General features: G+C 38.5%; 18 protein-coding genes. 12 read left to right on the plus strand and 6 right to left on the minus strand.

Translation table 11 applies throughout. The annotated features are described in order from the left end of the window. The first annotated feature begins 259 nt into the window (after positions 1 to 259). Entirely contained in the window at positions 260 to 3,517 is a 3,258-nt protein-coding gene (locus tag CORI_RS05230) for a S8 family serine peptidase (RefSeq protein ID WP_173031101.1), read from the plus strand. A 44-nt stretch (positions 3,518 to 3,561) separates the two neighbouring features. On the opposite strand, the gene flgH is transcribed toward CORI_RS05230, so the two are convergent. Beyond that, positions 3,562 to 4,266, minus strand: a complete 705-nt coding sequence (gene flgH / locus CORI_RS05235) for a flagellar basal body L-ring protein FlgH (RefSeq protein WP_172201585.1) — start codon at positions 4,264 to 4,266, stop codon at positions 3,562 to 3,564. Positions 4,267 to 4,337: 71 nt separating this feature from the next. On the opposite strand from flgH, the gene pta reads away from it, so the two are divergent. From pta to CORI_RS05250, 3 genes are read left to right on the plus strand one after another with little or no spacing between them, the layout of a single operon-like run. Further along, positions 4,338 to 5,717, plus strand: a complete 1,380-nt coding sequence (gene pta, locus CORI_RS05240; RefSeq protein ID WP_173031102.1) for a phosphate acetyltransferase — start codon at positions 4,338 to 4,340, stop codon at positions 5,715 to 5,717. Next, positions 5,717 to 6,913 carry an acetate kinase gene (locus CORI_RS05245; protein ID WP_173031103.1) on the plus strand — a complete coding sequence of 399 codons (1,197 nt, stop codon included), beginning with the start codon at positions 5,717 to 5,719 and terminating at the stop codon, positions 6,911 to 6,913. The genes pta and CORI_RS05245 overlap by 1 nt, the downstream gene beginning before the upstream one ends. 4 nt (positions 6,914 to 6,917) lie before the next feature. Then, positions 6,918 to 7,268, plus strand: coding sequence for a hypothetical protein (locus CORI_RS05250; protein ID WP_173031104.1), 351 nt, complete (start codon positions 6,918 to 6,920; stop codon positions 7,266 to 7,268). 2 nt (positions 7,269 to 7,270) lie between these two features. On the opposite strand, the gene CORI_RS05255 is transcribed toward CORI_RS05250, so the two are convergent. The 4 genes from CORI_RS05255 to CORI_RS05270 form a co-directional block, all read right to left on the minus strand. Next, entirely contained in the window at positions 7,271 to 7,891 is a 621-nt protein-coding gene (locus tag CORI_RS05255; RefSeq protein ID WP_173031105.1) for a hypothetical protein, read from the minus strand. 181 nt (positions 7,892 to 8,072) lie between these two features. After that, positions 8,073 to 8,504: a hypothetical protein gene (locus CORI_RS05260; RefSeq protein ID WP_173031106.1), complete on the minus strand. Its 432-nt coding sequence runs from the start codon at positions 8,502 to 8,504 to the stop codon at positions 8,073 to 8,075. Between the two features lie 231 nt (positions 8,505 to 8,735). Next, on the minus strand, positions 8,736 to 11,726 hold the full coding sequence (locus CORI_RS05265; RefSeq protein WP_173031107.1) for a molybdopterin-dependent oxidoreductase: 2,991 nt from the start codon (positions 11,724 to 11,726) through the stop codon (positions 8,736 to 8,738). A 12-nt stretch (positions 11,727 to 11,738) separates the two neighbouring features. Then, positions 11,739 to 12,479: a 4Fe-4S dicluster domain-containing protein gene (locus CORI_RS05270; RefSeq protein ID WP_169940815.1), complete on the minus strand. Its 741-nt coding sequence runs from the start codon at positions 12,477 to 12,479 to the stop codon at positions 11,739 to 11,741. A gap of 153 nt (positions 12,480 to 12,632) precedes the next feature. Here CORI_RS05270 and CORI_RS05275 point away from each other — a divergent pair, with 153 nt between their 5' ends. Then, a complete protein-coding gene (locus CORI_RS05275) occupies positions 12,633 to 13,700 on the plus strand; it encodes a tyrosine-type recombinase/integrase (RefSeq protein ID WP_173031108.1) in 1,068 nt (355 codons plus the stop codon). Between the two features lie 154 nt (positions 13,701 to 13,854). On the opposite strand, the gene CORI_RS05280 is transcribed toward CORI_RS05275, so the two are convergent. Further along, positions 13,855 to 16,431, minus strand: a complete 2,577-nt coding sequence (locus CORI_RS05280; protein WP_173031109.1) for an ATP-dependent Clp protease ATP-binding subunit — start codon at positions 16,429 to 16,431, stop codon at positions 13,855 to 13,857. A 293-nt stretch (positions 16,432 to 16,724) separates the two neighbouring features. Here CORI_RS05280 and CORI_RS05285 point away from each other — a divergent pair, with 293 nt between their 5' ends. The 7 genes from CORI_RS05285 to CORI_RS10600 all read left to right on the plus strand — a co-directional run bounded on the left by CORI_RS05285 (position 16,725) and on the right by CORI_RS10600 (position 22,537). Beyond that, the gene (locus CORI_RS05285) at positions 16,725 to 18,044 is read left to right on the plus strand and encodes a S41 family peptidase (protein ID WP_173031110.1); all 1,320 of its coding nucleotides are present in this window, start codon (positions 16,725 to 16,727) and stop codon (positions 18,042 to 18,044) included. A 12-nt stretch (positions 18,045 to 18,056) separates the two neighbouring features. Continuing rightward, a complete protein-coding gene (purC, locus tag CORI_RS05290) occupies positions 18,057 to 18,767 on the plus strand; it encodes a phosphoribosylaminoimidazolesuccinocarboxamide synthase (protein WP_173031111.1) in 711 nt (236 codons plus the stop codon). 8 nt (positions 18,768 to 18,775) lie between these two features. Next, positions 18,776 to 19,012 carry a phosphoribosylformylglycinamidine synthase subunit PurS gene (gene purS, locus CORI_RS05295; protein WP_169940805.1) on the plus strand — a complete coding sequence of 79 codons (237 nt, stop codon included), beginning with the start codon at positions 18,776 to 18,778 and terminating at the stop codon, positions 19,010 to 19,012. Then, positions 19,009 to 19,674 (plus strand): phosphoribosylformylglycinamidine synthase subunit PurQ, encoded by a 666-nt coding sequence (purQ, locus tag CORI_RS05300; RefSeq protein ID WP_173031112.1) that lies wholly within the window; start codon positions 19,009 to 19,011, stop codon positions 19,672 to 19,674. The genes purS and purQ overlap by 4 nt, the downstream gene beginning before the upstream one ends. After that, the gene (locus CORI_RS05305; RefSeq protein ID WP_173031113.1) at positions 19,668 to 20,864 is read left to right on the plus strand and encodes an SH3 domain-containing protein; all 1,197 of its coding nucleotides are present in this window, start codon (positions 19,668 to 19,670) and stop codon (positions 20,862 to 20,864) included. The genes purQ and CORI_RS05305 overlap by 7 nt, the downstream gene beginning before the upstream one ends. Further along, positions 20,845 to 21,540: a 1-acyl-sn-glycerol-3-phosphate acyltransferase gene (locus CORI_RS05310; protein WP_173031114.1), complete on the plus strand. Its 696-nt coding sequence runs from the start codon at positions 20,845 to 20,847 to the stop codon at positions 21,538 to 21,540. Before CORI_RS05305 ends, CORI_RS05310 begins: the two co-directional genes overlap by 20 nt. 109 nt (positions 21,541 to 21,649) lie before the next feature. Further along, positions 21,650 to 22,537 (plus strand): hypothetical protein, encoded by an 888-nt coding sequence (locus CORI_RS10600; protein ID WP_216842239.1) that lies wholly within the window; start codon positions 21,650 to 21,652, stop codon positions 22,535 to 22,537. The last annotated feature ends 13 nt before the right edge of the window (positions 22,538 to 22,550 follow it).

The following is a 22,550-nucleotide window of genomic DNA, read 5'->3' on the forward strand; positions in this document are numbered from 1 at the left end:
TTAGAGTCTTTAAAAATAATAAAATAAAATTTCTAAACTGTATTAAAATAAAAGTTAATTTAAAAAATTCAGTTTAATTTTAATAATATAAAAAAGTAACTAAAATATAGATATATTTATTAAGATTTAAATTACAAAAGGTGTATTACAAAAAAATATAACAATAAATCGACAATATATTTTAAATAAATTAATTAATATTAAAGATTAATATTTATATAATTTTATCGATTTTTTACTTTTTAAAGAAAGGATACTCATGAGATCAGAATTTAGTCGTGCTGCACGCACTAACAAAATTGCACTATCAATTTTTGCTTGCATATTTTTAGCAAGCGGCGCAAACGCCTATAAAGAGTTAGGCACATTAGGAAATACTTTAAGCTGGGAAAGTGATGAGTATAAAAAAGACTGGGGCCTTGACTCTATGAATGCTTCTATTGCCTATGCCATGGGATTTAGCGGCGAAGGTGTAAAAATAGGAGTCATGGACTCAGGCATGCTTATGTCTCACCCTGAATTTCAAGACGGTAGATTTTCTACTATTAAAAGCATAGGAGAATACAGCAAGAACGGCATGCGCTATCCTGATACACAGTATGGAAATTCGCCGTTTAAAAAAGGATCTAGCTCCGATTATGACAAATCAAATAAGGGTGAATTTAAAAAAGGAGAGTCATTTAACGTAGGCGGAGAATGGATAGCGGGCATAAACGACTCTCACGGCACTCATGTAGGCGGCACCATAGGAGCTAGCAGAAACGGCAAAGGAATGCATGGTATTGCTTTTGGATCAAAAATTTATTCTGCCAACACAGGCGGTAACGATGGAATGACCTATGGTCCAAACCAAGATTATAACTTCTTTTTAAAAGGCTATACTGCACTAGCCGATGCCGGTGTCAGGGTTATTAATAACAGTTGGGGGTCAAATAGAAAAGTAAATTCGGCATATCCGGGAGCAACCGGCTGGAAGATAGAATATCTCAAAGATGGTATGGGAAATTATATTAGAAATCCTGACGGAAGCGTTAAATTTAAAATAATAAAAACCAATGATCCTAAAGACCATATGGATCTTAAAGATCTTGATTCGGCCAAAAAAGCATACTATCAGTTTGTGGTTTCAGGAGAAAAAAGCTTCATAGATGCAGCTTACGAAGTGGCAGTTAATAGACGAATCATTCAAGTGTTTACCGCAGGAAATAGAGACAATATGGAAGAATCATTTACTCGTGCCATGCTTCCATATTTTAGACCCGATGCAGAAAAATATTGGGTTAACGTAACCGGACAAAAAGAAAATGACGGACAAAGATTTAATCTTGCGGGACATTCTAAGTGGTGGACTATAGCTGCACCCGGCATGAACATTTACTCCTCTATAGTTGATATAAAAACAGGCAAATCAGGATATGCCAGCTGGGGAGGTACATCTATGGCTGCCCCTCATGTATCAGGAGCACTAGGAGTAATATTTTCTCGCTATACATATATGAGCGCAGATCAAGTCCGCGATACGATGCTAACAAATGCTAGACAGACTAAAAAAAATACATCCACTCCGCTTGAAGGATGGACTTCGGCACTAGGTACGCCTGATGCAAGATGGGGTTGGGGTATCCTTGATCTTGGTAAAGCGATGTTTGGTCCCGGACAATTTTTAGGAAAATTTGATGTTAGTATGGAAGTGGATGATATCTGGTCAAACAACATTTCGGATGTAGCGATCAAGCATAGAAAAACGGAAGATGACAATGAAGCTGCGACTTGGAACGCAAGGAAGGCTTTACTTAATACAAAAGCTTCTTTAACGTCTGAAGAAAAAGCCGAGATAGTGTTTGAAACGGCAAGAGAAAAAGCAAGAGCTCAAAGAGCAACAGAAGGATATGAAGGCTCGCTTGTTAAAAGAGGAAGCGGCACGCTTACTTTAGTCGGAGATAATACCTTTACTGGAAATACTACTATCTACGGAGGTAAAATTTCAGCCTTAAATCAATCTTTAACAAAAAGCAATGTAGTCGTAGAAAATGGCGGCTCGCTTGAAATTTTAAAAGAAAGAAAATACTATGTGCCTTCAAGCACAGGCTGGAAAGAGGTAACTAAAACAAGCACATCGGATGTCGTAACGGCAACTATAAATAATGGCGGTGCGTTTTTGCTTACTAGACCGGGAAGTGCGAACGTAAATGTAACTTTCAAAGACGGTTCTCTAGTAGGAATATCTGAAAATGCCGATGAATTAGTCGAACTAATGAAGTCTCCTTCATTAACTAGAGGCTATAGCGCTCAAGGAGCATTTATCGGGTATGAAAAGACAAAATTTGCTAAAGAGTATGCGTTTTTTAACCTTACAAAAGAATTTGCAAATGATAAATTAAAAATCAATGTAAAGAAAAACTCAAAGCAAATGGGAGATTTTGCCACTTCGTCAAATCAAAAAGAAGTTGCAAATTTCATAGAGCAATCAGCGATTTTAGCTCCTTCAAATGCTAGTGTCGGATTTAGATCGGTGACTAGAAACAGTCTTAAAACAAGCGATCTATATAGAAATTTACTTTTTGCTACACCGGATCAAGCAAAAGCTACATTTAAGACGCTTGCAAACGATGGAAATTTTGCCGCACAAAACACATCTGTTTTAAATAGCATTTTACTTAGAAATTCTATCTCGGGACACAAAGCGAATATAAATGCCGTAAATACCAACGATACATATAGCGGACTATCTTTTTGGACTACAACTATAGCCCACAACTTCAAATACGATAGCGTTGATGCCAAATCTCAAACATTTGGTCAAATCTTTGGCGCAGACGGCATGGCAAGCGATAACACAAGATTTGGCGGTGTGCTTGGACTAAGCAAAACATTGACAAAAATAGATGGCGAAAAAGATTATAAAGTTCTAAACTCAAATTTGGGTATCTATACTCAAACCGACATAAATGACTTTAAGCTAAACACTATGGCAACTTACACGATGGGCAAACGCCATAAAGAAAGCAGCTCCAGCATAGTCGAGTATGTATCAAACACAAAAACCAAAAATAAAGAGGCTATCGCAATGGTATATGCAGATATTAGTCATAAAGGCATAGAGTCGGCAAATTTCGCTCTTTCACCTTATGTAGGATTTGGCTATATAAATGCAAAAGTTAAAACAAGCGAGCAACAAATAGGTGTTTATACTATGACCACAAGTAAAGATAACAGAGATGTTACCGTAGCTACTATAGGTATAAAACCAAGCTATGCTTTTGGTATTTTTAATGCAAATGCAAATATAGCTTATAATAGACTATTTGGTCAAAAAGCTCCTAGCACAACCGTAGGATTAGGAGCAAACGGTAGCATAGGACTAGAAGGAGAAAAACTAACCGATCTAACTACTATAGATGCCGGTTTAGAAGCGAAAATATTTAAAAACGGTTCCGTTAGACTATCTTACATAGGAGCTTTTGGAGATAATGTCAAATCAAACGGTTTAAATGCTAAATTTAGCTTTATGTTTTAATTAAACACAAAATAGCCCTCTAAATTTGTGAGGGCTATTAAATTTTAAAACGGCCAGATAGCCTCCATAAGCTTCGTTCCCCAAGGTTTTCTGGTAGATTTATCCACATCCCCTTCAGTCTTATATAAAATTTTCGCATCAGCTATGTATTTTGAGTCGATTTCGTTTGAATTTGATATATCATAAGGTCTTATTACGCCGCTTAGTTGCACTATCTGCTTTTCGCCGTTAAGCAGTAGCTCGCGCGAGCCTTCGATGAAGTAGTTGCCGTTTTCAAGCACTTTAATAATGCGAGCCGATATGGTTGTCTTAAAGCTTTCGGTGCGAGAACTCAAAGCTCCTCCGCTAAATTGATTTTTAGTGCCCGCTTTAAAGCCTATATCGCCGAATTTATTTAACTGATCCGCCGCGTGAGAAAGAGGCGAAGATCCTGCGGTAAATACTCCTCCTCCAAGCCCTATAGTGCTGTCTTTGTTAGTGTTTCGTTTGCCTGTGGAGCTTTGGTTTGCACTCTCGCTTATCACTACGGTTACGATATCATTTACGTTCATAGCCTTTCTATCCGAGAATAAAGGATTATCCCCCCGTCCAAAAAGACTACCCGTATTTGGCTGATTATTTATCTGCTTGGCGGGAAGCTGCTCTACATATACGGGCGGCTTCATGTCTATTTTAGGATCGGCACTCGGCACACATCCGCTAAAAATCAGTCCGATACAAGCCATAGATAAATAAAATTTAGCTTTCATAAAATTTAACCTTAGTATAGATATTTATGATAAAATTAAGCAATTAAAGTTCCACTAATCAAGGAAAAAAGATGAAAACTGATAGGATTTATCTACTAACTGCTAATTTTTCAAAAATTTATGAAATTATATCAGCAAAATTTAAAAATATAACGATTTTTGAGCCTATCGGCGGATTTGTAAGCATTGAAGAAGCGATTTTGGCCTTTAGAGAAGATAGGGAAAAAGAGCTGATAAAAGATATCATAAAAGAATTTGATAGACTTAAAAAAGAGTACGAATTTATCGCGATTAGAGGATGTGAAGCCTTTGGAAACATAGGCAAATTCGAGCTAAATTTAATGCTTGCCAAGCACCTTAACGCTCCTGTTTATTGCACCGAGAATTTAAAAGCGATAAACAAAAACTCAAAGCTCTTTATAAGCTCAAATTTGGATGAAATTTTAACTTATAAACAAGACATTATCACTCCTTATAAATTCGAAAAAGAGCTTGTAGATAAAGCAAAATCAGATAAAAAAACCATAGTTTTGCCCGAAAGCGCCGATGAGCGGATATTAAAAGCTAGCGAGCTTTTAATAAAAACGCAAGCGGTAAATTTAATCCTACTTGGCGATGAAAGCGGGATTAAAACCGAGGCAAAAAGTCTTGGGGTAAATTTAGAAGGAATAAAATTCATAAATTTAGACAAAAACGAGTATCAAGACAGCTTCGCAAGCAAGCTTTATGAGCTTAGAAAACACAAGGGCGTAACGCTTGAAAAAACAAAAGAGATGATTTTGGACAAAACTTACTTTGGCACCATGATGGTTCAAACAGGCTTAGCCGACGCCATGGTAAGCGGAGCCATAACCACCACCGCCGATACCATACGCCCCGCATTTGAAATCATAAAGACAAAACCGCAAACACCGCTTGTATCAAGCTCTTTTGTGATGTGTATGGATGAAGAAATTTTAATCTATGCAGATTGTGCGATAAATCCAAAGCCCGACGCGCAAACTCTAGCTAGGATAGCGATTGATTCGGCTAATACTGCTAGCTACTTCGGACTTGAGCCTAGAGTCGCCCTGCTTTCATACTCTACGGGAGATAGCGGATACGGAGAAGATGTGGATTTGGTTCATGAGGCACTTAAGATAGCAAAAGAGCTTGAGCCAAATTTAGTCATCGACGGACCTATGCAATATGACGCGGCTATAGATATGCAAGTAGCCAAAAAAAAGCTGCCAAATAGCGACGTAGCCGGCAGAGCAAATGTATTTGTATTTCCAAATTTAAGCTGCGGCAACATCGGATATAAGATAGCTCAACGCAGCGCAAACTGCATCGCCATAGGACCGCTTTTGCAAGGACTTAAAAAACCCGTAAACGACCTAAGCAGAGGGTGTTCGGTAGAAGATATAGTAAATACGGTTTTAATCACAGCCATACAAGCAGGAGGCAAATAGTGAAAATTTTAGTTTTAAACTCCGGTAGCTCATCTATAAAATTTCAGCTTTTTGATATGAGCAACAACAACGCAATCGCGACGGGACTTATCGAGCGCATAGGAGAAAGCAACTCTTATGCGAAATTAAAAGATACAAAAACAGACAACGTTTACGAAGAAAAGCTGGCGATCAAAGATCACCACGAGGGTCTTGAGATCATGAATAGACTATTTGCGGTATCAAATATCTTGCATAACCTAAGCGAGCTTGACGGCATAGGGCACAGGATAGTTCACGGCGGAGAGAGTTTTAGTGCTTCGGCTAGAATTGATAGCGAAGTAATCGCTAAAATCGAGCAAAATTCAGCCCTGGCCCCGCTTCATAACCCGGGACACCTAGCAGGCATAAGAAACGCCATGAAAGAAAGTGGCGAAAACGTCCCTCATGTGGCGGTTTTTGATACGGTATTTCATCAAAGCATGCCGGAATTTGCTTACAGATACGCACTACCTTATGATCTAGCCAAACGCTTGCATATACGCAAATACGGCTTTCACGGCACCTCTCATCACTACGTTACTAAAACCGCAGCCAAAATGCTTGGCATGGAGTATGAGAATTTTAACGCTATATCGCTTCATCTTGGCAACGGTGCTTCGGTTTGTGCAGTTAAAGAGGGTAAAAGCGTAGATACTTCGATGGGGCTTAGTCCGCTTGAAGGTCTTATAATGGGCACAAGAAGCGGGGATATGGATCCTGCGATCATCACTTATCTGCTAAATTTAGGCGAACTAAAGGCTAATGAGATCGATACTTTTTTAAACAAAAAGAGCGGGCTTCTTGGAATTTGCGGTTCAAACGATATGCGCGAAGTGGTTGCTAAAATGGAGCACGACGAGAGAGCTCATCTTGCTTTTGAGATGTTTTGCTACCGTATCAAAAAATACATAGGAGCTTACTATGCCGTGCTTGGACGGGTTGATGCGCTTATATTTACAGGTGGTATCGGTGAAAATGCACCAAATACAAGAAGTAAAATTTGTAGCGAACTACCACACCTTGGCATCAAGATAGATCACGAGCTAAATTTCGCCAGATCAAGCGGCGCAAGATGTGTTGACGATAAAGAAGCGGTCATAAAAACATTGATAATACCGACGAACGAGGAGCTAGAAATAGCGCTTGAGACGAAAAGAGTGATAGAAAACAGTTAAAATAATGCGCAAATTTAAGCATTATTTTTTCTTATATGGTATTAAATATGTTAAAAAAGCTGAAGCTACTAGGTATAAGACAATTCCTATAGCAACCGAAACTAAAAATGTGCCGTCAGCATTTGAAAACAAAATTTCTTGTGTAAAATGGGCAAAAACTATTACAATAACGGGAGATAGAAAAGTAATGTTCTCTACCCAAAAAGTAAAAAAGCCTGATGGCTTAAATTCGCTTTTGCAGTTTTTGCAGACCAAATTTCTTTTGACAAATAAATCTTTGAATTTTGATATCTTCTTAATTTCATTACCGCAGTTTGTGCATTTAAAATATAGTAAGCTCATACAAATTTCCTAAATTTACAGTTGTTTTTCATCACGCTTTGCTTTCTTTTTCTTTTTTACTTTTGGCGGTTTAACAAATTTAGGTTTTGTAAAATCTCTGCGGTTTAAAAACCATACTATAAGCAGTAAAAAGACGGCTATATTTATACATGTATATATCAAATTTCTATCTTTTTGCGGAGTTTTAAGCTCCTCTTCATAGTCATACTCTATATGAATTTTACCGTTTTCATCTTCTAGCTGAAGGATATCTTCTCCTAAAGGCATAGTCTTGCTATAGATAGTTACCCTTTTGCCTATAACGGGTTCATAAATTTTCTTATCTCTCTTATCTATATAGTAACGCATATAGCCACCCTTATCGGACTTTACTATGAGCTTACCTTCTCCTTTTAACCAGTAATTTGCCGCTTCTACTAAGCCTGTTGTTTTAGTAAGCTCATTTAGGGGCTTAAAGTCGCTATAAAAAATCATATTTTTTATAACAACAATAATCATAAAAAAACAAGCACAAACCAAAACCATCAAAGAAGCAGATGTAAGAGTTCTTAAAAATGAGCCGTTGCCTTTAAAAGGTCTTTGTATAAAAATTATAAACGGATATGAGGATATGATTTTTTCTTTAATTTTTTCCAAGATGATTCCTGTTTGCTTTTTAAAAGAGATATTTTACTATGTATTTGAGAAATTTAGGCTAGCAAGCTCATACAAATCTCTTTTGCTTTAATAAATTTACACTTGCTTTTCATTACGATTTGTTTTCTTTTTTACTTTGAGTGAACCCTCTAAGAAACTTTTACTAATTTTACTAACTTCGTCAATTTTTTCTTAAAATATTAAATGCTTTATTTATTAGATTACTAAATTTACTTGAATTTTGATCTATTTTTTTATCTTTTGAAATCACGAATCTAGCAACAAATAAAAGCAAAATGACCCATTCTAAAAGCATGCAAAAAAGTGATGACAAAAACCAAGTGGCTACAAAAACCAAAACCGAAATCAACCAATGAATATCAAAATTATCCTTCACATATATACTAAGCCCGATAGAAAAAAATAAACAAAAAATAGCATAGCAAGTCTGTATTATATTTGATAAAAACAGACAAAATTTGATATTGAATATATCATATTTTAACCTACACTTTTTACATTCTATTTCACTATCAAATTTAAAATTAGATAAACATCCTAGTTTATTTATTTTATTTCCGCAAACTTCACATTTTTTATAAAGTATTCCCATGTTTTTCTTTTATTCTTTTATTTCATCAAAATAAAAATTTAATTCTTTAACTTAAATTTTAGCATATAAAAATTATAGTTATCGAATAAAATATCGATAATAAATAGATCTAAATCCATATTTTATGCTTATAGCCAAACAAGGTGTATAAAAAATTGTCATAAAAGAGATGATGCTACTAACTAAACTTTATATAGGCTAGCCAAGATAGCTAGCCTAGCGCCTAAAAGGCTAAATTTTATAGATATTTGCAGGCAACGCTTGTCTAGCGCAGGTGCCTACAAGCCAGTCGTTAAGGCTAAATCTGCCTTTGCGTTTTGGATCAAGCAGACCAAGTAGGTTGTGGTTTATACCCACTTCGGTTCCTTCTATCCTAAGTGCCGGTTTGCCGTCTATATAGTGAGTTCTGGCACCAAATTCGGTGTGTCCAAAGCCGTGTTCAAGGCTTATAACGCCTTTTGCAACGCCGTTTGTCACAAACGCCGTGCCTTTTGCGCTTGCGTACGGAGTTACGATTTTTACCTCATCGCCCGTTTTGATATCCTGCTCTTTTGCTATATCTTCGCTGATACGCACGAAATTTACGGGATGTATGCTTCTCATCCTATCGCTCATGATAGTGTAGTAGTGCTGCGCGTTTGATTTTTTCGAGCTTACCAGATACTTCCACTCGGATTTCGGGAAGAATTTTTCAAGCGGAGTTCCGTCGCTTGCTACCGGCTTCATCAGCGTAGGAGTTCCCGGCATGTATTCGCCCGTGATAGAGTGGCGATGTCCGCCAAGCGGCTCGTAGTATATCGAGGCGGGATTTGGCGCAGGCACTTTTACAGTCGCCTTATCACCCTTATATGCAGTCGTATAATCATCGTATCTTCCGCCTTTTGCAAGCACGTGAGCGACCTTTGCCACCTCTTCTTTTTTGAGATATTTTTCTATCTTTGGCATAACTCTGTGAATTTTACTAAGCTCGGCATCTTCTTTGCTGATGTCGCTTACCGCTTCGCCGTCAAAGGCCAAATTCGCAAGTGCGGCTGCATAAAACTGCTCTTTAGTGTCAAGATCCATAGTATTGCCGTCTTTATCCTTAAACGCACCCTTGCCAAAGCCTTTTAGCTCAAGCTTTTTAGCGATAGTTATATAAAAGAGCTCCACGTCTATCGGTGTGCCGTTTTTATCCCTATCTTGTCTTGGAGTTACCGCAGGATAGCGCACGACTGAAGTTTTGGTTATAGTTCCCCAAAGAGCGTTTGGCATACCCCAGTTTTCTAAATTTAACCCGTCAGGCACGATGTAGTCGGCATAGGCATTTGTTTCGTTCATAAACGCGTCTATACCGATAAAAAGTGGTAGATCGCGACTATCTTTTAGCGAATCTTTAACCGCCGTTTCAAGCCCCGCTTGTCCGTAGATGACGTTTGTCATGTAGTTAATGAAAATTTTAGCTTTATAAGGATATCCAACCGCATGGCTTGTAAGAGTTTCGTTTATAAGTGGCATAGAGATAGGATACCAAGGCTGCTGTGCAGGATAGCCCGTGCCTCCGGCTGCTACCTTGCGCTTAAACTCCGAGCTTGTTTCGTAGTATTTGCCCGAGCGGGACAAATTCACACCGTTTGGCTTATATGCGCCCTCAAATTTCTCAAGCTCATATCTGCCGCTCATAAATTTATGCGTGCCTGCGCTTGCGTTTACGTTTCCGCCCTTGTAGCCGTAAGTGCCCATGAGTGTATTTAAGCAAAGTATCGCGTAAGTACTCATTGCGGCTTGCGTATGCATCATACCGCCGTGCACGTTCGTGCTTACTTGGCGACCGTTTTTGGTGAAGTTGTCACAAAGCCAAAGTATATCGTCCATGCTCACGCCGCAAAGCTTTGAATACTCTTTCATAGTGTGCTTGAAGGCTGACTCTTTAAGAAGCTGCATAGAGCTTTTTACGGCTACTTTTTTGCCCTCTATTTCTATCTTGCCTTTATAGTAGAGCTTAGCAGGCTCGTTTACTTTATAGCTTTGAATTTTACCGCTTTGCGAGCATACTTGCCACTCGTCATTAACTCGCGCAAATTTGCCGTAGTCTTTGTGTCCTTTTTCGGTGATGACAAGGTGAGTTGCATTACACCAGTGAATTTCGCCTGCTAGCTTGGCTTGCTCTAAATTCGGCTGGATGAGGTAGTTTGTCGCGTATTTTTCATTTTCGATTATCCATCTTATCATCGCCATAGCAAGCGCTGAATCCATGCCGGGCTTTATGCCTATCCAGCGAGCCTTATCGCTTGTGGCGTATTTGATAGAATTTGAAACCGTCGGATCGATGACAGCGTAAGTAAATCCGTTATCCGAACTTCTTGCATAAGATACCATCTTAGCTTGCTTTTGGAAAGGATTTCCGCCATTACCAGGCGAAGTGCCCCAATAAATGCTAAATTTAGAGTGCTCATAATCAGGCTTAGTATGAGCAAATCCGCCCGCGTTGTGAGCTATCTTGCCGCCCGCTCTAAATCCGCCGCCGCAAATTCCGCCGTGTGAGTAGTGATTAACGGTGCCAAATGACTTTTTCATAAATCTATCAACGATATCGCTTCTACCGTCATATAAATAAAAGCTTAAGAGCTGGTTGCGCCTGGTGCCGTATTCGGGATTTTCGGGATCGATTAGCTCATCGGAGTAGATAGCACGAAGTCCGTCTACGTGTCCTTCTCCAAATAGATTGCCACCCTCAACAACCTCTTCTATGAGCTGCTCAAAGCTGATAGTCTGCCACTTGCCCTCGCCTCTTTTGCCAACTCTTTTAAGCGGAGAGAGAATTCTAATCGGCGAATAAAGCATCTCGGGAAGCATAGCGCCCCTAACGCAAACGGTAGCTCGCTGATCGTCATTGCCGCTTCTGGTTGTAGCTATTAGCGCGTCGTTTATAGAGGTGTTGTAAGGCATCCAATGGAAATTTGCAAGCGGATGGAAAGGATTTCCCACCGAGCGAAGAACGCGATCGTTTTTATCGTCTATATGAAGCCTAAGACCGCATTTTGTGGTGCACCCGTGACACATAGAAAATACTATGGAGTGCCCTTCATTCATCACGACTTTACCGTCTATTACTTTAAATTCCGGTTCATGGGAATTTCCTTGAACCTTATAATCATCTATCTTTTCATCTTTACTTGCAACGGCAGCCACAGGAAGAGCCGAGGCAATCATAGCTTTTTTAATAAAATCTCGTCTTTGCATCTTTAGCTCCTCTTAAAGCGTTATCTCTTCGTTCCAGTGAACGACTCGTTTATAGCCTGCTTCCTTCTCCGCTTCTACGTCGTTTTTGGTTAAAACCTCGCTAACACCGTAGTAAAACACCTGCGGATTTGTATTTTTCGGACTATCTATAACCATAGTCTCGTGAGTTGCTAAAAATTTTCTGATATTTGAATTCGGATCGTTTAAGTCGCCCATTATACGGCTTCCGCCTACACAGGTTTCCACACAACTTGGAAGAAGTCCCGCACGAAGTCTATGATCACAGAATGTGCATTTATCAGCTTTTAGAGTAGTTGGATTAAAATATCTTGCGTGATACGGACAGGCCTCAACGCAAAGCGCGCAGCCTATGCACTCGCTGCTGTTTATCTTAACGATACCGTTGCTTCTTTGATGGCTTGCGCCGGTTGGGCACATATCGATACAAGCAGGGCTTTCGCAGTGATTGCAAAGTCTTGGAAGTGAAGCCATAGCAGCTCTTTTGCCGTCTTTTGCGTAAGCTTCATATTCTGAAACTATAGTTCTAAACATCCCTGCGGGAACGTCATTTTCCATAGCACAGTTCATAGTACAGGATTGACATCCGATACAGCGCGTAAGGTCTATCACCATACCAAAGCGCTCCCCTTTACCCTCTTCAAACTTAGTCGGTGCGGCTTTTAAAGCGGTAGCCGCAACAAACAGTCCCGCAGCAGCCATAAAACTGCGACGCGAATTACAGGTTGATTGCATTCTTTTCCCCTTTATCAAAAAGTTTAAAACTTGAGAAATTTAACATAAATTAACTTAAAGTTATTGTTAAATTTAACTTTTTATTTTAATTATATTTTCAGGTGTATAAATTTGATATAATTTCCATTATTTAAAATTTGGCAAGGAAAACATTTGAAATACCCGCTTGATTGTAAAGATAGTTTTGAAAAGTCATTTCTTTTTTGGCTAACGAGATACGTTAAATTTAAGCTAAGTTCGCTTTCAAACAAAGAGCTAAGAGATCCAAAAGCTCTTGCTAGCGTAAATTATTCCTTAAGCCGTAGCGTAAGGAGCATAAACGAGCTTGACGGACTTGTAAAATCAGCCAGAAACGCTGGGCTTACAGGCATAAATACCTATTTTAACCCGCTTAAAAAAATTTATGAGACGCTTTGTTTTTACGAGCTTGAGAGCTTAAAACAGATAGACGAAGAGCTTTTAAGCGAAATTTTAGCTAGCACGACGGGCGGACTAAGCGATGCAAGTAAGAAAAACTACAGAATTTCTGTTATAAATTTCTTTTCATTTTTAGATAAGCAAAACGAAGAGGACGGCAGAGCCCACATATACGATATCTCGCTTAAAAACTGGGGTGGCATAAGCGGGACGCGAGGACAAAAACTGCCTGAATTTATGAGCGAAGAGGAAGTTAAGAGGTTTTTAGAGGCTATCGAAAATAGCGACTTTAAGGTAAATACAAACAGAAACAAGCTCATCATAAAGACGATAATATTTACAGGAATTCGCGTGAGCGAGGCTCTAAATTTAAAGCGTAAGGATATAACGGAAGATGGCGATTTATACACTATAAGAATTCGCGGCAAAGGCAACAAATACAGAATAGTAATGATAAAGCGCCACCTCATAGAAGCTTATCTTGATGCGATAGCGATAAACTATATAAATAAAGAAGGCTATCTCTTTATAAACAAAAAAGGCACGCGCCTAACGCAAGCTTACGTAAGCAGAATAGTGGAGCAAATTTTGTTTAAGGCCGGAATTCGCAAGGAAAAAAATGGCGCTCACATGCTTCGACACACCTTTGCGACAATGTTATATAAAAAGCAAAAAGATCTCGTTTTAGTCCAGGAAGCACTCGGGCATGCAAGCTTAAATACATCGCGAATTTATACGCACTTTGATAGCGAGAAGCTAAAGCTGGCAGCCCAAATCGCAGAGGATATGAATTCAAAAAACTAAGATAAAGCTAAAGCTTAAAACAGCTTTGAGGTATATAAATATTTGACTTAAGTTTTATTAAAAAAGCTGTTTATGTCGCAAATTTTACTGCAAATTATCGCGACTAATCAAAATAATAAAGAGTAAGTAAAGAGCCTTAAATAGGCTCTTTAAACTATCTTAAAACTTCTATGGATGTATCTTCACCGTTTGAGTTTATCACGATCTCATCACCGCTTTCAAGCTCATCTTTTAATATCATATCGGCTAAACGATCTTCAACAAGCTCATAAAGTGCGCGTCTAAGCGGTCTAGCGCCATAGACTATATCAAATCCGGCTTTGGCTATAAATTTCTTAGCCTCTTCATTCATGCTAGCCTTAATGCCGCGATTTAGAAGCGTTTTTTCAAGCTCTTTAAACATAATTGCTACGATTTGAACAAGCCCTTCTTCGCTTAGCGGATTAAAGATGATAGTATCATCAAGCCTGTTTAAAAATTCAGGCTTAAAGTAGCTTTTCAGCTCGTTTTTAACTGCCTCTTCCCTCTCTTCGCCCTTTAAATCCATAATAAAATTTGAAGCGATATTTGAGGTTAGGATAATGATCGTATTTTTAAAATCAACAGTAACACTCTTATTATCCGTCGCTCGCCCGTCATCCATGATACCAAGCAGGATATTAAACACATCCTTATGCGCCTTTTCTATCTCGTCAAATAGTATCACGCTATATGGACGCCTTCTAACGGCCTCTGTTAGCTGCCCACCCTCATCATATCCTACATATCCCGGAGGCGCTCCAAGCAGGCGGCTCACACTGTGCTTTTCCATATATTCGCTCATGTCAAAGCGTATAAGCGCCCTTTCGTCATCAAACAAAAATTTAGCCAGAGCCTTAGCCGACTGGGTCTTGCCCACGCCTGTTGGACCAAGGAAAAGAAACGATCCTATCGGACGAGAGCCTTCATTGAGCCCCGCTTTATTTCGTTTGATAGCTCTTGCTAAAGCGTGAAGCGCAGGATCTTGCCCTACCACGCTATCTCTTAAATGATCCTCTATCATCAAGTATTTTTGCTTCTCGCTCGTTAGCATCTTTGAAACCGAAATTCCCGTCCACTTGCTTAAAATTCCCGCAACCAGCTCCTCATCAACTTGATTTTTAAGCAGCACGCCAGCTTTCTTCATCTCTTCCCACTTTATCTCAAGCTCTTTTTGGCGATTTGAAGCGTCTAAAATTTTGCCGTATTCTATCTCGGCGGCCTTTTGAAGATCACCGTTTCTACGAGCTATCTCGGCCTCGTTTTTAAGAGTTTCTATCTCTTTTTTTGCATTTGAAATTCCGTTAAATACGCTCTTTTCGTTTTCAAATTTCACTTCAAGAGCTTGCTTTTTCTCGTTTAGATCGGCAATTTCTTTCTCTATCTCTTTAAGACGCTCTTCGTTTTTAGCCTCATCTTCCATCTTAAGCGCCTCTTTTTCAACCTGCAATGTCACTATCTCGCGCTTAATCTTAGCCAGCTCATAAGGCTCGCTTTCTATCTGCATCTTAAGCTCAGCCGCCGCTTCATCGATGAGGTCTATAGCTTTATCAGGTAAAAAGCGGTTTGAGATATAGCGGTCGCTTAGCTTTGCAGCCGCTACCAAAGCGCTGTCGGTTATGCTTACGCTATGGTGAACCTCTAAACGCTCCTTTATACCGCGCAAAATTTGCAAAGCCTCATTTACACTTGGCTCTTTTACGTCAATAGGCTGAAATCGGCGCTGAAGCGCGGCGTCTTTTTCAAAATATTTCCTATACTCTTTTAGTGTCGTTGCACCCACGGCATGAAGCTCTCCTCTTGCAAGTGCAGGCTTTAGTATATTTGCCGCGTCCATACTTCCTTCGCTCGCTCCCGCACCGACGATAGTATGAATTTCATCGATAAAAAGTATGATATTGCCTGCGCTTTTTACCTCGCTTATGACGGCTTTTAGCCTATCTTCAAATTCACCTCTATACTTTGCGCCCGCAATAAGAGCGCTCATATCAAGCACTATAACTCGCTTGTTCATAAGACTTACGGGAACGTCTTTTGAAACTATCTTTTGAGCTAGCCCCTCGACTATCGCTGTTTTTCCAACGCCCGGTTCACCAAGCAAGATAGGATTGTTTTTGCTCTTTCTTATTAGAATTTGCATCATCCTAGTTATCTCTTCATCTCGTCCGATAACCGGATCAAGCTCGGCGTTTATAGCCTTTTTGGTTAGATCGATACCGAATTTTTCCAAACTATCAAGAATTTCGTCGCTTGTTTGAGTGTCTATCTTGCGCCCTGCCCTTATGGCTTCTAAGCTCTTTTTGATCTCAAGAACATCGGTAAATTTAGCTAAAATTTCTCTTATCTCTTTAATCTCTAAAGCGGAAATTATCCAAGTATCAACCGCTATAAAGCTATCGCCCATACTTACCATAAGAGCCTTTGCGCTCTCAAGCGAATTTAAAAGCTCGCGAGAAATTTGGATATTTTCTTTGCTTACATTTGAGCTTGTTGCAAGGCTTGAAATTTTGCTTTTGACCTCTAAATCAACAGCATTTTTTGAGATTGACATCTGATTGAAGACTTGATTTAGTATGGAAGCCGAGTCCGTAACCAAACCCCAAAAAACGTGCAAAGGCATAACTTGCGGATTTTTAGTGTGCAAAGCTAAACTTATACCGTTTTCAAGGGTTTCTTGCATCTGTGCGGTTAAGCTTTCTCCTATGTTTGACATTTTACTCTCCTTTATTTTATAATGTTTATATTATATATATTTAGTGAAGTATTGTCAAGTTTCATTAGTGATTTTACTAACCTTAATCTTTTGAGATATCAAATTTGAACTGCACAACAGCTAAAATTTAATAAATTTCAAATTTTAATTTTGATACTTTTTTAACTCATAACGCTTAAAAATTAATGCGTATTCAATCAATTCAATATATTATAAAATCTTTTAAATTTAGCCGATTTTTAGCCAAATTTCATTAAAATTAATCTCATTTAATTAATGTATAGGAGAATTTTTTGAACAAGAAAAAACTTTTTTTTGCTTCAGGCTTTATCTCGACAGTTCTTGCGGCCGGCTTAATAACCATAAATTTAAACGCAAAAAACAACGAAGATGACGCAAGCGCTAGACTCGAAGCTTTATCAAAATTTACAAAAACAATATCAACCGTTGAAAAATACTATGTAGATGATATGAAATTCAAAGAGATCGTAGATAAGGCAATCGAAGGGCTTTTAAACAACCTTGATGCGCATTCTGGATTTTTAAACGAAAAAGCCTTTAAAGATATGCAGGTTCAAACAAACGGCGAATTTGGCGGACTTGGCATAACGGTCGGCATAAGAGACGGCGCACTTACGGTTGTATCGCCTATTGAAGGCACTCCTGCAGATAAAGCCGGAATAAAAAGCGGCGACATCATCTTAAGAATAGACGGAAACGCGACACTTGGAACAACTATAGAAGAGGCCGTTAATAAAATGCGCGGCAAACCAAAGACGCCAATTACTATAACGATAGTGCGAAAAGGCGAGCCAAAGCCGTTTGACGTAAACTTAATCAGGGACATAATATCGGTAGAATCGGTATATGCCAAGATGATAGAAAATGAAAATATCTTATATCTTCGCGTTACAAATTTCGACAAGCACGTAACTAAAAAAGCCGAAGAATTCATTAAAAAATATCCAAAAGCACAAGGCATAATTCTTGATCTTAGAAATAATCCGGGCGGACTTTTAAACCAAGCCGTAGGTCTTACGAATTTATTTATAGATAACGGCGTGATAGTATCTCAAAAAGGTAGAAACGCAAGCGAAAATTCAGAATACAAAGCCTCTAAAAGCAACAAAATAACAAACCTTCCGCTAGCAATCTTAGTAAACGGCGGAAGCGCAAGTGCAAGCGAGATCGTAAGCGGTTCCTTGCAAGATCATAAGCGCGGTATAGTTATCGGCGAAAAAACATTCGGTAAAGGAAGCGTGCAGATAATCCTTCCGGTAGATGACAAAGAAGCCATCCGTCTAACTATCGCAAGATACTATCTACCAAGCGGTCGTACTATACAAGCCGTAGGTGTAACACCTGATCTTATTGTTCATCCAGGCAAAGTTCCGCTTGAGGATACTCACGCTTTTGCCATCAAGGAAAACGAGCTTAAAAAGCACCTTACAAATGAGCTTAGCAAGCTAGATGACGGTAAAAAAGATACAAATTCAACTGCCAAAAAAGACGAAAGCAAAGAAGATAAAACGATACTGTCGCAAGAAAAAGTAAATGAAGACTTGCAATTAAAATCAGCAATTGACGCTATAAAAGTTCTAAAATTCAAATAAGGAGACAAGCTTATGGAAAAACGAGAGTTGGTTTATGAAGGAAAAGGCAAAAGGATGTACGCAACCGATGATCCTGATCTTTTGATTGCCGAATTTAAAGACGATCTGACGGCTTTTAATGCAGAAAAAAAAGGCAACGAAGTAGGCAAAGGAGCGCTAAACAACAAAATTTCTACGCAAATTTTTGGACTTCTTAAAGAAAAAGGCATAGCCACCCACCTTGTAAGAACCATAAGCGACACAGAGCAACTTGTCAAAAAATGCCAAATAATACCGCTTGAAGTCGTAGTAAGAAACATCGCGACAGGCTCTCTTACCAAAAGACTAGCCATACCTGAGGGGACTGTTTTGCCTTTTGCTTTGGTTGAGTTATATTACAAAGACGACGCGCTGGGCGATCCTTTAGTAAATGACGAACACTGCCTTGCTATGGGACTTGTAAAGAGCGAAAACGATCTTGACAGACTTAAACATATCGGCAGAGAGATAAATTCCACTCTGTTTAAATTCTTTGCGGATAGGAATTTAAAGCTGGTTGATTTTAAAGTCGAATTTGGTGTAGATAAGGACGGAAATATCCTGCTTGCCGATGAAATAAGTCCTGATAGTTGCAGATTTTGGGATGCAACCACAAATGAAAAACTAGATAAAGATAGATTTAGACAGGATTTAGGAAGCGTAAAATTGGCTTACGAAGAAGTATTAAAAAGAATTTTATCTTAAGGGCAAAAATGAAAGCAGTAGTAAATGTATCGCTTAAAAACGGTGTCTTGGATCCTCAAGGAAAAGCGGTAGAACACGCGCTGGAATCACTAGGTTTTAGCGGGATTTCAAACGTTCGTATCGGCAAACAAATCGTACTTGATATTAACGCCTCATCATCGCAATCGGCAAAAAAAGAGCTTGAAAAGATGTGTGAGGAGTTGCTGGCAAATACCGTGATAGAAGATTACGAGATCATAGTATGAAAGTCGCCATAGTCTTATTTCCTGGAACAAACTGCGAAACGGATACCGAGTATGCTTTTGAAATTTTAGGATGCCAAACGGAGATAATTTGGCACAAGCAAGATGAGATAAATGCCGATCTTATAGTGCTTCCGGGCGGCTTTAGCTACGGAGACTATCTTAGAACGGCAGCGATAGCTAAATTTTCTCCTGCCATGAAAGCCGTCTTAAAGCACGCTCAAAAAGGTGGATATATCTTAGGAATTTGCAACGGCTTTCAAATGCTTTGCGAGCTAAAACTGCTTGCGGGAGCAATGAGAAGAAACGAAAATTTAAGCTTTATATCAAAGTATCATCATCTTAAAGTTATAGCCAACTCAAATAAATTTCTTTCAAATTTAAAAGTCGGCGAGATAGTAAATATCCCGTTAGCTCATGGAGAAGGGAACTTTTACACCGATGAAGACACACTAAAAAGCATGTACGACAACGAGCAAGTGCTTTTAAAATACTGCGATAAAGACGGCAAAGAGCTAAATCCAAACGGCTCGGTTGATGCGATAGCGGGAATTTGTGATAAAAGCAAAAGAATTTTCGGACTCATGCCTCATCCTGAGCGAGCTTGCGAGAAAATTTTAGGCACGGATGACGGGCTTAAGATGCTTAAAGGGCTAGTTTGCTAAGGCTTTTTACCGCTCTTTTTGTGGCTCTTTTTGCTTTAGCTCAAGAGCCAAGTGTCTTTGATATGATGAAAGAGGAGCGAAGCGATAAGGTTATAAAACGTCCAAAAATTCCTGAAAACATCGCTCCTACCAATGAGCCTGAATTTAACCTAAAAGATACGCAAATTTATCAGCATGTAGAGCCAAATAAGCTCATTTTAAAGCCTTCAGGTATGCCAAAACAAGCTTACGAAGGCGAGATTTTTAAATTTACTCTTACTGCCGATACTCAAGATAATATAACCGTTGATATACAAACCATAATCGAAGAGAGCGAAAACATCAAATGGCTAAATCCGAATTTGCAGTGGGAGCATAGCGGAAACGGAGTATATAAGAGCGAAATTTATCTAGAAGCTAACTCCTCAAAGCCTAAAAACCCGAAAATAACTCTGAATCTAAAAAGAAACGGCGAGTTTTTTCAAACCGCAAGCACAATCGTTACTCTGCCTAAATTTAACGAGGTAAAAAGCGACGAGAAATTTAGCCATGTGGTAGCCGATCTTCTTGAAGTAAAAAAGCATAAAACGAGTAAATTTGATGACAAAAACTTAATAATGGTCGTAGAGATAGGCTCTAAAAACGGTAATATAGCCGACTTTTATATGGACGATAAGAGCATTATCAAACAAGGAGTTGATTCGATAAGCGGGAATTTAACTTCTCAAAACGGATATTATTTTGCCGTATTTGAGCCGACAAGAGAGAATTTTGATTTTAATTACTTTAGCCTCAAAGAGAAAAAATTTATCAGCTTTTCGCTTCCTGTTATAGTTGAAGATGACGAGATTAGCACTCAAATAGGACTAAATCCGAAACAAAGCAAGTTTGAAAACTATAAAAACATAGCAGGCTACACCCTGCTTGCGGTTTCTTTTGTGATGTTTTTAATCAAAAAAAGCTACATATACCTAATCGCGACTCTCATTTTTGGCTCTTACGGACTATACACCTACAATCCGTTTGGAAGTGCGACTCTAAAAGAAAATATCAATGTAAAAATTTTGCCTACTCAAAATTCAACCGTTTTCCACACTGCCAAAGAGCAGCAAAAGGTTGAAATTTTAGGTGAGAGAGAGGAGTATAAAAAGGTGCTTATGCAAGATGGCAAGATAGGATGGGTGCTAAAAGATGATCTTTTCAAGAATTAAAGCGGCATTTTTCACCGTTACTTTTATCCTGTCTGTCTTTTGGGTAGTTTTTTTTATGTGGGCTTTTAATAAACACAACCGCCCTATCAGACGAATTTGGGGAAGATTTCAAAGGCTCTGCGGAGGATACTCGCTAAAGATAGAAGGCGAATTTAACGACGAAGCCAATATGATAATAATGAATCACCAAAGCATGCTTGATATCATCGTCTTAGAAGAGGTTCATCCTAAAAACATCTGCTGGCTTGCAAAAAAAGAGATCAAAAAAATCCCTATCATAGGTAAGATAATCGATATACCAAAGATGATTGCGGTAGATCGCGAGAGCAAACATGCTCTTGTAAAGATCGTAAAAGAGGCGGAAGATAGAGTGCAAAACGGACGAGTCTTGGCGATATTTCCCGAAGGCACTCGCTCTCGCACAAACAAACTTTTGCCGTTTAAAGGCGGAGCAAAAATTATCGCCGACAAGCTAAATTTAAAGATACAGCCTATCGTGCTTGTAGGCACGGATATCCTTGACGTTACAAATTTCAGCTTTAAAAATGGCGAAGTGAAGATAATCTGCCTTGACTTAATAGATACAAGCGACAAAAACTGGCTTGAAAACGCTAGGGAAAAGATGCAAGAAGTATACGACGCCGAGCTTAAATCAAGACAAAACGCCAAAGAGTAAGCTTATTTATCATTGGCGTTATGCCTATTTCTACCCAAGTGGCTTACTATCTTAATCTAGCGATTTAAATCAGATGTCAAATTTGAACCTAGCTTAAAAAAGGAAAAACATGAAAAAGATTTTTGCTATTTTAGCCTTTATATTTACGCTCGCTTTTGGTTATGAGTTAAATTTTGAAAAATTTTATGACGAAAACATCACAAACGAGCAGGTAAATGAGTATCTTGACGATCTGCTTGCGGCCTTGGAGAAAAATCCAAATTTGATAAATAAAGAGACAAATGAATACAACGAGCGAATTTTTTCATTTTTCATTATAAATAGCAAAGTTGGAAATACAGGCAAATTTGACTTTGAACGCATAGAAAAAATTCTTAAATTTAAGCCTGACCTAAACTACGATATGTACCGCATAAACAACTCTTCTGTGCTTCATATGGCTATTGCTTTAGGTTTTGATCATGAGATAAAAAGTGGCATAAGTGAGGATGAAATTTTAAAGCTAGTTAAAGTCTTAGTTAAGCATGGAGCCGATATAAACGCCAAAGAGCTTTTAGCGACGGCTTACTCGGTTAATAAATTTGAAATTTTTAGATACCTTATCGATAATGGCGCAAGAGATACTACTAGAATCATGCTTTCTATAGCTGCCGATACAGCCATATTTATAGGGCAAAACAACCTTAGTATCCATAGAGACAAATTAGAAAACAGTAAAGAAAGAGAGTTTGCAAAAACACAAAAATTTGATAAATTTTATAAAGAGAGGATTAGGTTTTTAGAAAAAATTCTAAAATTTCAAGAGTTAAAAGAAATAGACTCAAAAGAGATAGAGCTTTTTATCCTCGTAAATGTAATATTAGATAACGATAGAGCGATTGAACTTTTACTACAGCACGGACTTTGCGAGCTTGAAAATAGCTACAAATTTTTAAAAGAGCAGGCAAAAGTTTATAACAGTAAGAAAATTTTGAAGATAATAAATGGATTATATTAAAATCAACAAATTT

This window comes from Campylobacter sp. CCUG 57310, from assembly GCF_013201975.1.
Taxonomy (GTDB): domain Bacteria; phylum Campylobacterota; class Campylobacteria; order Campylobacterales; family Campylobacteraceae; genus Campylobacter_A; species Campylobacter_A canis.

Coding starts and splice junctions, on each gene's coding strand:
- purQ (WP_173031112.1), top strand. CDS start 19,009: ATGAAAGTCGCCATAGTCTTATTTCCTGGAACAAACTGCGAAACGGAT.
- pta (WP_173031102.1), top strand. CDS start 4,338: ATGAAAACTGATAGGATTTATCTACTAACTGCTAATTTTTCAAAAATT.
- CORI_RS05270 (WP_169940815.1), bottom strand. CDS start 12,479: ATGCAATCAACCTGTAATTCGCGTCGCAGTTTTATGGCTGCTGCGGGA.
- purC (WP_173031111.1), top strand. CDS start 18,057: ATGGAAAAACGAGAGTTGGTTTATGAAGGAAAAGGCAAAAGGATGTAC.
- CORI_RS05310 (WP_173031114.1), top strand. CDS start 20,845: ATGATCTTTTCAAGAATTAAAGCGGCATTTTTCACCGTTACTTTTATC.
- flgH (WP_172201585.1), bottom strand. CDS start 4,266: ATGAAAGCTAAATTTTATTTATCTATGGCTTGTATCGGACTGATTTTT.
- CORI_RS05250 (WP_173031104.1), top strand. CDS start 6,918: ATGCGCAAATTTAAGCATTATTTTTTCTTATATGGTATTAAATATGTT.
- purS (WP_169940805.1), top strand. CDS start 18,776: ATGAAAGCAGTAGTAAATGTATCGCTTAAAAACGGTGTCTTGGATCCT.
- CORI_RS05265 (WP_173031107.1), bottom strand. CDS start 11,726: ATGCAAAGACGAGATTTTATTAAAAAAGCTATGATTGCCTCGGCTCTT.
- CORI_RS10600 (WP_216842239.1), top strand. CDS start 21,650: ATGAAAAAGATTTTTGCTATTTTAGCCTTTATATTTACGCTCGCTTTT.
- CORI_RS05280 (WP_173031109.1), bottom strand. CDS start 16,431: ATGTCAAACATAGGAGAAAGCTTAACCGCACAGATGCAAGAAACCCTT.
- CORI_RS05230 (WP_173031101.1), top strand. CDS start 260: ATGAGATCAGAATTTAGTCGTGCTGCACGCACTAACAAAATTGCACTA.
- CORI_RS05260 (WP_173031106.1), bottom strand. CDS start 8,504: ATGGGAATACTTTATAAAAAATGTGAAGTTTGCGGAAATAAAATAAAT.